The 13,709-nt window shown below is 58.8% G+C and carries 14 protein-coding genes; 8 read left to right on the top strand and 6 right to left on the bottom strand.

The genetic code is table 11. From position 1 onward, the window contains the following. The first annotated feature begins 15 nt into the window (after window positions 1-15). Window positions 16-849 (top strand): nucleoside-binding protein, encoded by an 834-nt coding sequence (locus tag AB4O35_RS13925; RefSeq protein WP_065945694.1) that lies wholly within the window; start codon window positions 16-18, stop codon window positions 847-849. Between the two features lie 42 nt (window positions 850-891). On the opposite strand, the gene punC is transcribed toward AB4O35_RS13925, so the two are convergent. Then, a complete protein-coding gene (gene punC / locus AB4O35_RS13920) occupies window positions 892-2,076 on the bottom strand; it encodes a purine nucleoside transporter PunC (protein ID WP_065945695.1) in 1,185 nt (394 codons plus the stop codon). A 122-nt stretch (window positions 2,077-2,198) separates the two neighbouring features. On the opposite strand from punC, the gene punR reads away from it, so the two are divergent. Continuing rightward, window positions 2,199-3,122, top strand: coding sequence for a DNA-binding transcriptional activator PunR (gene punR, locus AB4O35_RS13915; RefSeq protein WP_065945696.1), 924 nt, complete (start codon window positions 2,199-2,201; stop codon window positions 3,120-3,122). Here the strand turns inward: punR and AB4O35_RS13910 are convergent. Continuing rightward, window positions 3,094-4,272 carry an aspartate aminotransferase family protein gene (locus tag AB4O35_RS13910; RefSeq protein WP_186753008.1) on the bottom strand — a complete coding sequence of 393 codons (1,179 nt, stop codon included), beginning with the start codon at window positions 4,270-4,272 and terminating at the stop codon, window positions 3,094-3,096. The two genes, punR and AB4O35_RS13910, sit on opposite strands and share 29 nt — an antisense overlap. A gap of 102 nt (window positions 4,273-4,374) precedes the next feature. Between AB4O35_RS13910 and AB4O35_RS13905 the strand changes: the two genes are divergently transcribed. Further along, window positions 4,375-5,280, top strand: coding sequence for a LysR family transcriptional regulator (locus AB4O35_RS13905; protein WP_065874896.1), 906 nt, complete (start codon window positions 4,375-4,377; stop codon window positions 5,278-5,280). On the opposite strand, the gene AB4O35_RS13900 is transcribed toward AB4O35_RS13905, so the two are convergent. Further along, on the bottom strand, window positions 5,277-5,900 hold the full coding sequence (locus AB4O35_RS13900) for an HAD family hydrolase (protein WP_065945698.1): 624 nt from the start codon (window positions 5,898-5,900) through the stop codon (window positions 5,277-5,279). The two genes, AB4O35_RS13905 and AB4O35_RS13900, sit on opposite strands and share 4 nt — an antisense overlap. A 297-nt stretch (window positions 5,901-6,197) precedes the next feature. Between AB4O35_RS13900 and AB4O35_RS13895 the strand changes: the two genes are divergently transcribed. Further along, on the top strand, window positions 6,198-7,433 hold the full coding sequence (locus tag AB4O35_RS13895; RefSeq protein WP_065874892.1) for an anthrax toxin-like adenylyl cyclase domain-containing protein: 1,236 nt from the start codon (window positions 6,198-6,200) through the stop codon (window positions 7,431-7,433). A gap of 63 nt (window positions 7,434-7,496) precedes the next feature. Here AB4O35_RS13895 and fabV read toward each other — a convergent pair whose 3' ends face one another. Then, window positions 7,497-8,690 carry an enoyl-ACP reductase FabV gene (fabV, locus tag AB4O35_RS13890; RefSeq protein WP_065874890.1) on the bottom strand — a complete coding sequence of 398 codons (1,194 nt, stop codon included), beginning with the start codon at window positions 8,688-8,690 and terminating at the stop codon, window positions 7,497-7,499. Between the two features lie 309 nt (window positions 8,691-8,999). Between fabV and AB4O35_RS13885 the strand changes: the two genes are divergently transcribed. The 4 genes from AB4O35_RS13885 (at window position 9,000) to AB4O35_RS13870 (ending at window position 12,171) form a co-directional block, all read left to right on the top strand. Next, window positions 9,000-9,824, top strand: coding sequence for an aspartyl/asparaginyl beta-hydroxylase domain-containing protein (locus AB4O35_RS13885; RefSeq protein ID WP_065945699.1), 825 nt, complete (start codon window positions 9,000-9,002; stop codon window positions 9,822-9,824). A 150-nt stretch (window positions 9,825-9,974) separates the two neighbouring features. Further along, window positions 9,975-11,348 carry a nucleotide 5'-monophosphate nucleosidase PpnN gene (gene ppnN / locus AB4O35_RS13880; RefSeq protein WP_065874888.1) on the top strand — a complete coding sequence of 458 codons (1,374 nt, stop codon included), beginning with the start codon at window positions 9,975-9,977 and terminating at the stop codon, window positions 11,346-11,348. Between the two features lie 173 nt (window positions 11,349-11,521). Continuing rightward, window positions 11,522-11,779: an AbrB/MazE/SpoVT family DNA-binding domain-containing protein gene (locus AB4O35_RS13875; RefSeq protein WP_065874887.1), complete on the top strand. Its 258-nt coding sequence runs from the start codon at window positions 11,522-11,524 to the stop codon at window positions 11,777-11,779. Next, window positions 11,776-12,171, top strand: coding sequence for a PIN domain-containing protein (locus tag AB4O35_RS13870; RefSeq protein WP_065874886.1), 396 nt, complete (start codon window positions 11,776-11,778; stop codon window positions 12,169-12,171). Before AB4O35_RS13875 ends, AB4O35_RS13870 begins: the two co-directional genes overlap by 4 nt. A 127-nt stretch (window positions 12,172-12,298) precedes the next feature. Here the strand turns inward: AB4O35_RS13870 and AB4O35_RS13865 are convergent, their stop codons facing one another. Together AB4O35_RS13865 and AB4O35_RS13860 are read right to left on the bottom strand one after the other, a co-directional pair. Continuing rightward, the gene (locus AB4O35_RS13865; protein ID WP_065874885.1) at window positions 12,299-12,628 is read right to left on the bottom strand and encodes a YXWGXW repeat-containing protein; all 330 of its coding nucleotides are present in this window, start codon (window positions 12,626-12,628) and stop codon (window positions 12,299-12,301) included. A 176-nt stretch (window positions 12,629-12,804) separates the two neighbouring features. After that, window positions 12,805-13,701 carry a LysR family transcriptional regulator gene (locus AB4O35_RS13860; RefSeq protein ID WP_065945700.1) on the bottom strand — a complete coding sequence of 299 codons (897 nt, stop codon included), beginning with the start codon at window positions 13,699-13,701 and terminating at the stop codon, window positions 12,805-12,807. Window positions 13,702-13,709: the final 8 nt, after the last annotated feature.

Below are 13,709 nucleotides of genomic sequence, written 5' to 3'. Positions count from 1 at the left end.
AAAGGACCCAGAACAATGAAAAAGGCATTACAGGGCGCCACCGTTGCACTCACCCTTCTCGGCGGCGGGGAGGCCGTCGCGGTGGAATGGATGAACAACAGCGTAGGCTTTCGCTACGGCCAGCAGTTCACCAATCCGAATAACCCCGACGAATTCAGCAAGCGCATCTACAGCTTCACCCACGCCAGCGGCTACCGATACGGCAGCAACTTCCTCAACCTTGATGTGTTCCTGTCCGACAGCCGCGACCCGCGCAAGGGCACTGATCATGGGGGCAGTGAGGTGTACGCGGTGTACCGCCACCAGGTGTATGCATCGCGGGTATTCGATGTGCCGCTGGGTACCGGCCTGGTCAAGGATTACGCGCTGACGTTGGGCTTCGATGCCAACCGCAACAACAACTTCGCTTCAGCAAAAAAACGCGCGCTGGTGATCGGCCCGACCTTGAAGTTCAACACCGTCGGTGTGCTGGACCTGAGCCTGATGCACTACAAGGAGAGGAACCACACCGGCATCCCGGGTGCGCAGGAGTCGAACCACACCTTCGACGCTACCTACATGCTCAACCTGACCTGGATGCGACCGTTCGAGATCGCCAACCACGCGGCGAAATTCCAGGGCTTTATCAATTATGTCGGGGAAAAAGGTGAGGATTACCACGGCCGCGACACCGCGCCGGAAGCCCTGATGCGCACGGCGCTGATGGTGGCGGTGCGGCCAGGCAAGAACGTGAAGCCAAACCTGTATCTCGGGGTGGGCTACGAGTACTGGCATAACAAGTTCGGCGTGGACGGTGGCCGGGGTAGCCGCACATCGACGCCGACGGTGAACCTTGAAGTCACCTTCTAACCCCTGAAGGAATCCGATCAAGTGTGGGATCCGATTGTCACTTCAGGCTTGTGCCAGTGCCGAATTACCCTTTTTGGGCCGCGCCAACCAATACCCCAACACCGCCAGCGGCGCGGTTGCCAGCATCACGATGGCGGTAATCAGGAGCGGCTGGTCGATCATCGATGACACGAGCAAGCTGCCGAGAAAGCACAGCCCTAGTTGCAGGGTGTTTTGCAGTGCCGCCGCTTTGCCGGAATTTTCCGCAAATGGCATCAGCGCATTCGCCACCACGATGGGGTAACTGGCACCATTGACCAGGGCCATCAAGCAGAACGGAATCAGCAAGGTGGTCAGCGTCGGCACGGTCAAAGTGGCCACTAGGTACAGCGCCACCATGCTGATGCAATACGCCAGCAGCAACCAGGGCAATAGCGTCTTGCCCTGGAAATGCTGCAGCGCGCTGCGGCAACTGTAGCCACCCACCAGAAACGCTAATGTGGGCAGCAGATAGCTCAGGCCGATGTCATTCGGGCTGTAGCCCATGTCGCCAAGGATGAAGGGCGAAGCCGTCAGCCAGGCGAAGAAGCTGGCCGAGCACGCGGCGAAAATCATGACGTTGCCGGTGAACACGCGAGAAGCCAGCAACTGCCCATAGCCGAGGAGCGAAGGCTCGCTCTTCTCTGCCTGACGTTTCGGAGGGGTGCGCAGGAACAAGGTCGGCAACAGCAACAACAGCGACACCCCCAGCAATACGCCGAAGATCGCCTGCCAGCCAAAGTGATTCAGAACCATCGCGCCCAACAACGGCGCCAACGCCGGTGACAGCGACATCAGCGGCATGATGCTGGCGAACACGCGGTGAGCCTTGTCGGCCGGGTAGCGGTCGATCACCAGGGCCTGCCAACTCACAGCGGCGGAACACACGCCAATCGCCTGCATGAAGCGCAGCGCCAGCAGTTGCGGCGCCGTCTCGACCCAGAACATGCCCGCGCAGCCCAGCACAAACAGGCTCAGGCCTGCGAGCAGGATCGGCTTGCGCCCCAACCGGTCCGACAGCGGCCCCCAAAGCAACTGCCCCACCGCAAAGCCGGCGAGGAAAATACTCAAGCTGGCGCCCACTGCACCGGCGCTAATCTGCAACTGCTCGCCCATCGCGCCGAACGCCGGCAAATACATGTCCATCGCGAGGTAACCGAGCATGCTCAGCCCCGCCAGATACCAAGTGAAACCAAAAGAATTTTTCATCGAAGCCTTGTTAACCCTGCCATCAAACTATTTGCTGACTGACGCCCATTATGAAGCTGACAATTTCTGTGTGAAGCGATAATAATTGGATACTCTTATCAATAAATTTGAAGGCACCCGCTATGTGGTCCGAATACTCCCTGGATGTTGTGGATGCCGTGGCGCGCCATGGCAGCTTCAGCGCCGCCGCCCAGGAGTTGCACCGGGTGCCGTCGGCCATCAGCTATACCGTGCGTCAGCTCGAGGAGTGGCTGGCGGTGCCATTGTTCGTGCGACGCCATCGGGATGTAGAACTGACACCTGCCGGCCGTTTATTTATAGACGAGGCCCGGAGCGTGATGAAAAAAATGCTCGGCACGCGGCGGCTGTGCCAGCAGGTCGCCAACGGCTGGAGCGGCCAGTTGAAGGTGGCGGTGGATTCCATCGTCAAACCCCAGCGTTGCCGACAGTTGGTATTGGATTTCTATCGGCAGTTTCCCGAGGTGGAATTGCTGCTGGAATACGAGGTGTACAACGGTGTGTGGGATGCCCTGGCGGATGAGCGCACTGACATCGTGATCGGTGCCACCAGTGCAGTGCCAGTGGCCAGTCACTTCACTTTCCGCGACATGGGCCTGTTGAACTGGCTGTGCGTGGTCAGCGCACGGCATCCGTTGGCGAGCGTCGAAGGGCTGCTGAGTGACGACCAACTGCGCCCCTTCGCCTCGCTGTGCATGACCGACACCTCACGCAACCTGCCCAAGCGCGACACGTGGACCCTGGATAACCAGCGGCGTTTGGTGGTGCCGAACTGGGCCTCGGCGATCGATTGCCTGCACGATGGCCTGTGCGTTGGCATGGCGCCGGCGCATCAGGTGCTGCCGTGGATCGAACGGGGCGAGTTGGTGGCGCTGCAATTGAGCCGGCCGTTTCCGGCCAGCCCGTCGTGTGTGGCCTGGGCGCAGAGCAAACTGTCCCCGGCCATGGCATGGTTGTTGGAGTACCTGGGAGATACTGAAACCCTGAATCAGGAATGGCTCAATGGGCCTGATCCAGTAACCGGGTAATGGCGCGCACGATCATCTCGACTTCCTTGGCATCCAGTGTCAGCGGCGGCAGCAGGCGAATGACCTTGCCCCGCGTCATGTTGATCAGCAGGCCGTGTTCCTGGGCCGCACGCAAAGCCAAGTCGCGGTAAGGACTGGCCAGCTCTATACCGATCATCAAACCCAGCCCGCGAATCGCCAGCACGTGCGAGTGCTCACTCAACTCCACCCGCAACCGCGCGAGCAAACGCTCCCCCTGCTGCGCCGCGTTCTGCAGTAAGCCTTGCTCCTCGATAATGTCCAGCACCGTGCAACCCACCCGACACGCCAATGGGTTGCCGCCGAAGGTGCTGCCGTGACTGCCCGGTGTAAACAATTGCGCCACGGCGGACCGTGCCAGGCAGGCGCCGATGGGTACGCCATTGCCGAGGCCTTTGGCCAGGGTCATCACGTCCGGGAAAATGCCTTCATGCTGGAAAGCAAACCAGGCGCCGGTGCGGCCGATGCCGGTCTGGATCTCATCCAGCATCATCAGCCAGCCGTGGCGTGTGCAGTGATCGCGCAGGGCTTTCAGGTAGCCAGGCGGCGGCGGCAGTACGCCACTTTCGCCCTGGATCGGCTCCAGCAGGACCGCCGCGATGCGCGTGCCAAACGCTTTTGTGACCGCTTCGATCGCGGCGATATCACCAAAGCCCACCTTGAGAAAGTCCCCCGGCAAACGCTGGAAGCCCAAGCGCACCGATGGCCCATCGCTGGCGGCCATCGTGCCCAGCGTGCGGCCATGAAAGGCATTTTCCATCACCACCACCAACGGCGCTTCGATGCCTTTTTTCCAGCCATGCAGCCGTGCGAGTTTCAGCGCTGTTTCGTTGGCCTCGGCCCCGGAATTGTTGAAAAAGGCACGGTCTAGGCCAGACAGCTGGGTGAGGCGCTGGGCCAGCTTCTGTTGCCAGTCAATGCTGTAGAGGTTGGAGGTATGCAACAGCAAACCCGCTTGTTCACTGATCGCCGTCACCAGCCTGGGGTGCGAGTGGCCGACATTGGTCACCGCCACGCCGGCCACCGCATCGAGGTATTCGCGGCCCTGCTGGTCCCACACGCGTGTGCCCAGGCCACGGGTAAAACTCAAGGCCAAGGGTTGGTAAGTGGTCATCAGGCAGGCGGCGGTCATGATGCGGGCTCCAGTGCTTCGTTGTGATGGCTGCAGTATCGTTAGCCACCCGAGCTGGATAAACTGTGCATTCCTGCAATGACTTTAAATCAAGGCTTGATAATGGATCTGTTCCAGGCGATGTCGGTGTACGTAAAGGTGGTCGAGACCGGCAGCATGACCGCAGCGGCCCAAGCCTGCGGCATGTCGACCACCATGGTCGGCAACCACCTGCGGGCCCTGGAACAGCGCCTGGGCGTCAGCCTGCTCAAGCGCACCACGCGCAAACAAAGCCTTACGGAATTTGGCGGGCAATATTATCAGCGGTGCCTGGAAGTGTTGGGGCTGGTGGCCGACTCCGAGCAGCTCGCCGAGCAAGCCAACAGCGACATCCCCAAAGGCACCCTGCGCATCACCGCCCCACCCGTGTTCGGCACCGAACAACTTACACCGGCCTTGAGCGAATTTTCCCGACGCTACCCGCTGATCAACCTGTACGTGGTGCTGAGCAATGAGCGGATGGACCTGGTCGACAGCGGCTTCGATGTCGCGATCCGACTTGGCGAACTGGAAACCTCCAGCCTGATCGCCAGGCCAATGCAGGCCTACACCCTCACGCTCTGCGCGTCACCGGCCTACCTGGCGCGACGTGGCACGCCACAGACGCCCGATGACCTGCGCCAGCACGACTGCCTGGCGTTCGCCTACCCGGCAAGTGACAATTGGCGCGACACCGACAAACTGTGGCGCATGACCGGCGATGGCGTCGAGGTGGAGGTTCCGGTGTCCGGTTCATTGACCATCAACAGCTCGCAAGGCTTGCGCCAGGCAGCGGTCAACGGCATGGGCATCATCATGCTGGCCGATGCGCTGGTGCAGCCGGATCTGCAGAGTGGCAAGCTGGTGGCCTTGTTAACCACTTATCGACTGCCCAGCCGCCCGATGCACCTGCTCTACGGCCAGGACCGTTATCGCTTGCCCAAGCTACGCGCCTTCGTCGATTTCGCTATGGAAAAGTGGGCACGCTAGAAGCCCACGCCCAACTCACGCAATCGCGCGGCAGTGCGCTCAGCCGACACGTGGTGGATACCTTGCCAACCGAGGGCGACGGCCGCGTCGATATTGCCGGCGACATCATCGATAAACACCACTTCAGCCGGCTGGACATCCGGCAGGTGGGCCCGTACCTGGCTGAGGCTAGCATGGTAGATCGCTGCATCAGGCTTGATCATCTTCAGTTCGCCGGACACCACAATGTCGCGAAAATACTGCAGGAACGGGTAATTGGCCCGTGCATAGGGGAACGTTTCGGCGGACCAATTGGTGAGCCCGAACAGCGGCATATCAACATGGTGCAACGCCTTGAGGATCGCCACGCCTTCCGGTAGCGGGCCGCGCAGCATCTCGTGCCAACGGTCGTAATAGGCTTGGATCAAACGCTCATGATGCGGGTACTGCTCGATCAGGCTGCGTGTGCCTTCAGCCAGGGTGCGACCGGCATCTTGCTCGGTGTTCCAGGCCTGAGTGCAAACGTGCTCGAGAAACCATTGCCGTTCGTGATCGTCGGTAATCAACTTGCGGTACAGGTGCTGCGGGCTCCAATCGAACAGGACACCGCCGAAATCAAAAACCACTGCGCGAATTGTCATACGCCCCTCCCCTGAGTGTGATGCACCAGTCTCGCATGCCAGCGAAAGCACGCCGCATGTAAACAGGCGTAGGACCGCTCTGATAATTTCATGGGTCGCGCACTGCAAAAAGAGCGCCGCCTCCGTGTATCCCCGCCTTGCGCGCTCTTTTTCCGACGGTGCTTAAAACAGCTCGCAATACTTGTTCTTGCCCACAAAAAAGAAGACTTCTTTAGTGTGCCCTGTGCAATGGAAGGAATGCTTTGGTCTGGAAGGGATCATCCAACGTGCCTATGAAACATGGCTTGGAGATATTCAATGAAAGACGTAATTACCCCTGCTATCTCACCTTCCGCACTCAGCCTGGATACCTTGCAACACGCTCAACCCAGCCAGCCGACTGACGCCGCTCAAGAGACAACGAATTCGATAGACGTCGCATTTGCGCGCGCACGCGAAAAAACCGGAATAGTGTCGAGCCACCTCATTCCCTTGCATGAAATTGCGCTGGCGACCAACTCCATCATTGGCGTACGTCCCGTGGAAACCGTCGCAACCGGGCTGATAGAAGCCGGTCATCCCACCAAGGACTTTCATATCAAGGGTAAAAGCGCCAATTGGGGACCACAAGCCGGCTTGATCTGCACGGACCAGGCCTTCAGCAAGCTCGAAAAATTCAAAAGCGATGCACCCGGCAAAGTCAGCCGCGCCAATGAGCAAATCCAGGAATGCATCAGCGACGGGCATGCCGTCGCAATTCCCTTGAAGCTCTCGGGCAGCCGTCTTGGCGAATTGATGAAACTCGGCCAGATCACTCAACTGGCGTCGAACGAGCAGGAAGGCACGCTGCGTTTCAGCGCGAAGGGGCCAAGTCAGCAGCTGTATGCATTCGAAGGCCAGCGAACGTCACCTTTGGAAGACGACTACCTCATTACCCATGAGGGCAAGCCCGTTGAAGTGCTCGCGAAAAAGGCCGATGGCAAGGCACTGACGGCCGACTATGACCTGCACATGGTGGCGCCGCACCTCAGTGACTTCGGCCCCCAGGATGTACTCCCGGTGCCCGATATTGCGCACAGTGTGTTCAAGGGACGAATTGATCGCTACAGGCAGCATCATCCAGACGCCAAGGCGTTTCAGGTGCCGCAAGCGTTACGCGCAGACTATGAAAGCGCCGCGCATTTCTATCATAAGGAAGATCCCGACCTGGGCAACGCCACGCCGCGAATAAGGCAAATGATAGAACTGATCAATCACAGGTTGGTCGGCAACGGAGAGCGGGTGGTCCACCATAATGCGGATTCGGGCAGCCCGGCAGCGGAAGTCGCCGCTAACTACCCGGCTACGTTTTTCCTGCCGACCAAGCTCGGGCGCTTCGATGAAATCAGCATCATCAACGACGGCAAGGAAATGGCGGAACTGATAAAGACGGCCAAGGACAGTGGCTATCACGTGCCACTGAATCCGCTTTGGGAGAGAGAAGTGGTCGGCATCAAGCGCTCTGGTTTCATCCATGCCCAAGAGCGGCTGGCCTCAGCCTTTCGCCAAGGCTGATGCTCTGTGCGCTTCAAACAGCAGCCTCATAACAGGGTTATCGAGGCTGCTGTCTAAGCCGTCTTATGCCGAGATGAGACCGTTGATCTTCACGGTCGGATTGACGTCAGCGTCGTAATCCACGCCGTCGATTTCAAAGCCGAACAAGCGCAGGAATTCAGCCTTGTAGCCGGCAAAATCGCTGATCTCGTTGACGTTGTCGTCGGTGACCTGGTTCCACAGTGCAGCAACGGCGTCCTGGACTTTAGGTTCCAGCTCGGCAAGATCGGCACGCAGGCGGCCGTCGGCGTCGAGTTTCGGCTGGCTGCCGTACAGGCTGTCCTTGAACAGACCGTAGACTTGTTCGATACAACCTTCGTGGGTGCCCTGCTCTTTCATCACTTTGAACAGCAACGACAGGTACAGCGGCATGATCGGGATTGCCGAACTGGCCTGGGTCACCACAGCCTTGAGCACCGACACACGGGCGTCGCCCTTGAGTGCCGCAAGGTTGTCGCGCAGGGTCAGGACTTTTTTATCCAAGTCTTTCTTGGCTTCGCCGATGGAGCCGTTCCAGTAGATATCCTGGGTCAGCTTCTCGCCGAGGTAGGTGAACGCGGTGGTCTTGGCGCCTTCGGCCAGGACGTCGGCGTCACGCAGGGCGTCGATCCACAGCTGCCAGTCTTCGCCACCCATCACTTTGACGGTGCCGTCGATTTCTTCCTGGGTCGCAGGCTCCAGGGTGGTGTCGACCACAACGCCCTTGTCGGTGTTGATACCGCGCAGGGTCACGGCTTTGCCAATCGGCTTGAGGGTGGAGGTGTGCACCACGCCTTGCGGGTCGGTACGGCGTGGCGCGGCCAGGCTGTAGACGACCAGGTCGATCTTACCGAGGTCTTTCTTGATGGTTTCGATGGTCAGGCGCTTGATCTCGTTGGAGAACGCGTCGCCGTTGATGCTCTTGGCGTACAGACCTTTTTCGACAGCAAACTTCTCAAACGCGGCACTGTTGTACCAGCCAGCGGAGCTCAGCTTGCCTTCTTCGCCTTCTTTTTCAAAAAACACGCCCAGGGTGTCGGCGCCGCAGCCAAACGCAGCACTGATACGCGCTGCCAGGCCATAGCCGGTGGATGCGCCGAGAACCAGCACCTTCTTCGGGCCGCCTTCGATGGCGCCGTGCTCAGTGACGTAGTCAATCTGTTCCTTGACGTTCGCTTCACAGCCAACAGGGTGAGCGGTCACACAGATAAAGCCACGAACCCGCGGTTTGATGATCATAAAATTTCTGCCTCTTCCAAGGTGCCGAAGGCCAGTGGTGGCCATTCAACTTCAATCGTACCGGTCTATGACGTCCAAAAAACCGAAGCGTCACGATAGTCGCAAATCTTCCGTTTACAAAATCCAATCCACACAGCCCAGCCAGGGTTAAAACCTGTGTAAAGCCTTCACAATTTCGCGCTATTTAAAACGCCTAACAGACGCTGAACGCCTTATCATGACGAAGTTGTTTCAATATATTTCAAAACCTCACCACTCGCGGCCACGGATCCGGACCTGTCGAATGGCGTCCTGCTGGAGCTGAGTTAGATGAACAAGCCTGCTTTGCGTAAAAAGGCAGTATCGGTCGCCTGGGTATTCGGCGTGCTGCTGATTATTGATATTTTCCCCGAGACCACCCTGGTATTTCTCGGCTTGGTCGTGATCTGCGGCCTTTACGATTTCCTGCGTAATGGTTTGTATGACGCGCCGACCTTCAAAAAATACTTTATTGGCAGCGGTCGAAACACCTGGCTGCTGGCGCCGTTCAACACCCTGTTCGACCTGTTGAGCTCGGGTAACCAACACGTCTACAGGATGGACGACCTGCCCCCGGCCTGGCGTGAAGACCTGCAACAGGTCATCAATGAAGCCATGGCCCATAAGGACGAAATCATTGGCTACCTAGACGAACGCATGGCCGAGAAGAAGCGCGGCATGTTGTTTTTCCAGTGGTACGGCCGGCCGATCGAGACCGCGCTGGACATTCCGAAACTGCGCGAAAAATTGCCGTTCGTGAAGACCATCGGCGTGTCGGTGTTCAATGAAAACCGCTCGACCTCGTTTCACTTCGGCCCCTTGCGCATGATGTTCCGCGTGCTCTACAACATGGCACCGGCAGCGCATCACGAGGGCGTATACATCCAAGTGGGCAAGCAAAAGCATTACTGGCACGACGACCCGCTGTTTATCTTCGATGACACGTTGATGCATGCGTCTTTCAACAAAAACGATGCAAAGCGTTACTGCCTGTTTATCGATATCGTGCGGCCGACCCCGCTGCCCTTGGTTCTCAACGCCGTAATCGCTGGGTTTGCCGGGATGGTCTTTACCCTGCGTCGGGTTTTCTACAAAAACTGGAAGCTGATTCAGTAAGTTCTGCGGCATTATGGTGCTGGACGGTGTTTGCGCTCGGCCTCGCGCCTGAGGTAAACATCCGTCTCGTGCGTCCGAATTCGGCGCCCACCATTCTCAAGCCATCGCGGCCCTGTGCGGGTGCGGTGGCTGTGCTTTCAAGGATTAAGAATGCCCCAACGTCAAGTCATCAATGCTTCCGTCAGCCCCAAGGGCAGCCTCGAAACCCTGTCCCAACGTGAAGTGCAGCAACTGAGCGAAGCCGGTTCCGGTAGCATCTACACCCTGTTCCGCCAGTGCGCCCTGGCCATCCTCAACACTGGCGCGCACATCGACAACGCCAAGACCATTCTCGACGCCTACAAGGATTTTGAAGTCCGTATCCACCAGCAAGACCGCGGTGTGCGCCTTGAACTGCTGAATGCCCCTGCCGACGCATTCGTCGATGGCGAAATGATCGCCAGCACCCGCGAAATGCTGTTCAGCGCCCTGCGTGACATCGTCTATACCGAGAATGAACTGGACAGCCAGCGCATCGACCTGAGCAATTCCCAGGGCATCACCGATTACGTGTTCCACCTGCTGCGCAACGCCCGTACGCTGCGCCCGGGTGTCGAGCCGAAGATTGTCGTGTGCTGGGGCGGGCACTCGATCAATACCGAAGAATACAAATACACCAAGAAGGTCGGCCACGAACTGGGCCTGCGCAGTCTCGACGTGTGCACCGGCTGCGGCCCTGGCGTGATGAAAGGCCCGATGAAAGGCGCGACCATTGCCCACGCCAAGCAACGCATTACCGTCGGGCGCTACCTAGGGCTGACCGAGCCGGGCATCATCGCCGCTGAAGCGCCGAACCCGATCGTCAACGAGCTGGTGATCCTGCCGGATATCGAAAAGCGCCTGGAAGCCTTCGTCCGTGTAGGCCACGGCATCATCATCTTCCCGGGCGGCGCCGGCACGGCTGAAGAGTTCCTGTACCTGCTGGGCATCCTGATGCACCCGGACAACCGCGACCTGCCGTTCCCGGTCATCCTCACCGGGCCAAAACACGCGGCCCCGTACCTGCAACAACTGCATGCATTTGTCGGCGCCACCCTCGGCGAGGCGGCCCAGGCGCACTACCAGATCATCATCGACGACCCGGCCGAAGTGGCCCGCCAGATGACCATTGGCCTCAAGGCGGTGAAGCAGTTCCGTCGCGAACGCAACGACGCCTTCCACTTCAACTGGCTGCTGAAAATCGATGAGGGCTTCCAGCGCCCGTTCGACCCGACCCACGAAAATATGGCCAGCCTGCAACTAAGCCACGCGCTGCCACCCCACGAACTCGCCGCCAATTTGCGCCGTGCATTCTCGGGGATTGTGGCGGGTAACGTGAAAGACAAGGGCATCCGCCTGATCGAGCAGAACGGCCCTTACGAAATCCATGGCGACCCGGCCATCATGAAACCGCTGGACGAACTGTTGAAGGCGTTCGTGGCCCAGCACCGCATGAAGCTTCCAGGCGGTGCGGCGTATGTGCCGTGCTATCGCGTGGTGCAATAAACCGCCGGTTTCAGTCATACGTTGTAGCGCTTTAACGCCGTTTTAAAGCGTGCAGGTGGCGTGAGTCGGACTAAGGTTTTTACTTGTCCCGACTCACACACACCAGAGAGCAACCTATGGACCAACGGATCTTGTCCTCCATCATTCCTTACCCTAAGGTAAGGAGTATCACGATGGAGATCTTCAATATGGCTACCGCCACGCTTACGTCGAAAGGGCAAATCACCATTCCCGTTCAGGTCAGAACCGCCTTGGGCCTGGAAACAGGAGACCGCGTTGAATTCGTTGAAATGGAGGACGGTAAATTTTCCATCATGGCAGCGAGTAAAACCGTACATGACCTCAAAGGCCTGATCCGAAAACCCGCCAACGCCGTCTCCCTGGATGAAATGAACCGCGCCATCGCGGCACAAGGAGCGAAAGCTGGATGATCGGGCTGGATACCAATGTGCTGGTTCGCTATGTCACCCAGGATGATCCCGTCCAATCGTCCAAGGCCTCCGAATTGATCGAATCACTCACCAGCGTTTCACCGGGTTTTGTCAGCCTGGTGTCCGTGGTGGAACTGGTGTGGGTTTTACAAAGTTGTTACCAGTCAGCCAAGAGTGAGGTGGTAACCGTTCTGGAAACGCTGTTGCGCACCCGTGAATTGACCATTGAGCACGCCGAGATCATTTGGCAGGCCCTGCGACGCTTCACGGCGAGCAAGGCCGATTTTGCGGACTGCCTGATAGAACGCTGTGCCCATGCAGCTGGCTGCGAATATACCGCCACCTTTGACCTGAATGCTGCGAAGGCGGCAGGCATGAAGCGACTGACCTGAGGCTTGCCGTTGCAGCGCCACTCAGGTCAAAGCGGATGCTGTAAAGCGCTGGGCACCGATCAACTGGGCTCGGCGCCGTTGCGCGAGGTTCGGCTGCCTGGCACCAGGAAGCCGAACCAGCCAAGGCTCAGCGAACCCAACCACCGCCCTGCCAGTGATACCCATCATTACGTTGCACCCAGTGCGGATGCACATAACGGTAACCCTCGCGCACCGGCTCCCAATGACCATGGACCGCGACATAGCGCCCACCGTCCCAGCGCCAGTAACCACGTGACCATACATAGCCGTAGCGCACGGGCGGTTCGACTTCGATCACCTGCACCGGCGGCGGTTGCGGCGCAACGACTTCCACATACTCACGTTGAACCGGCCTGCGCTCATGCACGACGCGCTCTTGTACACATCCGGATGCGGCGACGACCACGGCCGCCAATGCTGCATAACGTAGCAACATACAAACCCCTCGGACGCTGACGCCCAAACACCTGCAAAATTGAAAATGCCCCCTTTTCCAGCCGCTCTCCTGATCGGCCATGGGTATTTTTTAACAGGAAGTGTCTGTCAGGTTGCTGAACCTGAGGGCGTTGCGCTTATAAGCGCAGACGAAAGGTACAGTGCGCATTTATCCCCTCAAACCGGGCCAAAGCGCTGCAACACGGCCTCGACGAAACGTCGCAACTTAGCCGTACGTTGCCGATTAGCGGTGTAGACCAAATGCATCGCCCGGCTCGGCGCGTCGAAATCCGGCAGCACCCGCACCAAGTCGCCCTTCGCTAACGCCGTACGCAGGAAGTCTTGCGGACCGAGCACAATGCCGAACCCATCCAGTGCAGCCGACATCAGCGCCCTGCTTTCGTTGATCTGCAAGCGGCTGCTTACCTGCACCTTATGCGGCACCGCGCCTTCGTAAAACACCCATTCCCGATCTGCCGGACGCGACCAGAAGGCATAGCCCAGGCACTCGTGATGCTCAAGGTCTGCCGGTTTCAACGGTGTGCCGCTGGCCTTCAGGTACGCCGGCGCTGCACAGACCACCAGGCGATAGGGTGCCAGCGGCCGAGCTGTCAGGCCGGTGGTCGCCAAGGGACCGATGCGAAAGGCCGCTTCATAACCCTCCTCCACCAAGTCGACGAAACGATCCGTGAGGTGCAGGTCAATGTGCACATCCGGGTTGTCGCGCAAAAAACCGGTAATCAACGGCATCAGGCTGTAGGAGCCGAAGGTCACCGGGGCGGTGATTTTCAGCTTGCCACGCGGCGTGTCATTCATGATCTGCGCGAGAGAGTCGGCAGCCTCGGCCTCCGTCAGGATGTGCTTGCAACGTTCGTAATACGCGCTACCCAACTCTGTAAGGCTTTGCCTTCGCGTAGTGCGGTTGAGCAAGCGCGCACCCAGCCGTTGTTCCAACGCGGTGACATGCTTGGCCACCATCTGCGCAGACATGTCCAAACGCTCGGCCGCGCGGGCGTAGGAACCCAGCTCAGCAGCCATCACAAAGGCGTTCATGCTTGATAAACGGTCCATCATTCCCTACT

It is taken from the genome of Pseudomonas sp. H1_A03, assembly GCF_054685145.1.
The sequence above is the reverse complement of the archived record's forward strand: the minus strand, read 5'-3'. Positions and strand labels throughout refer to the sequence as shown.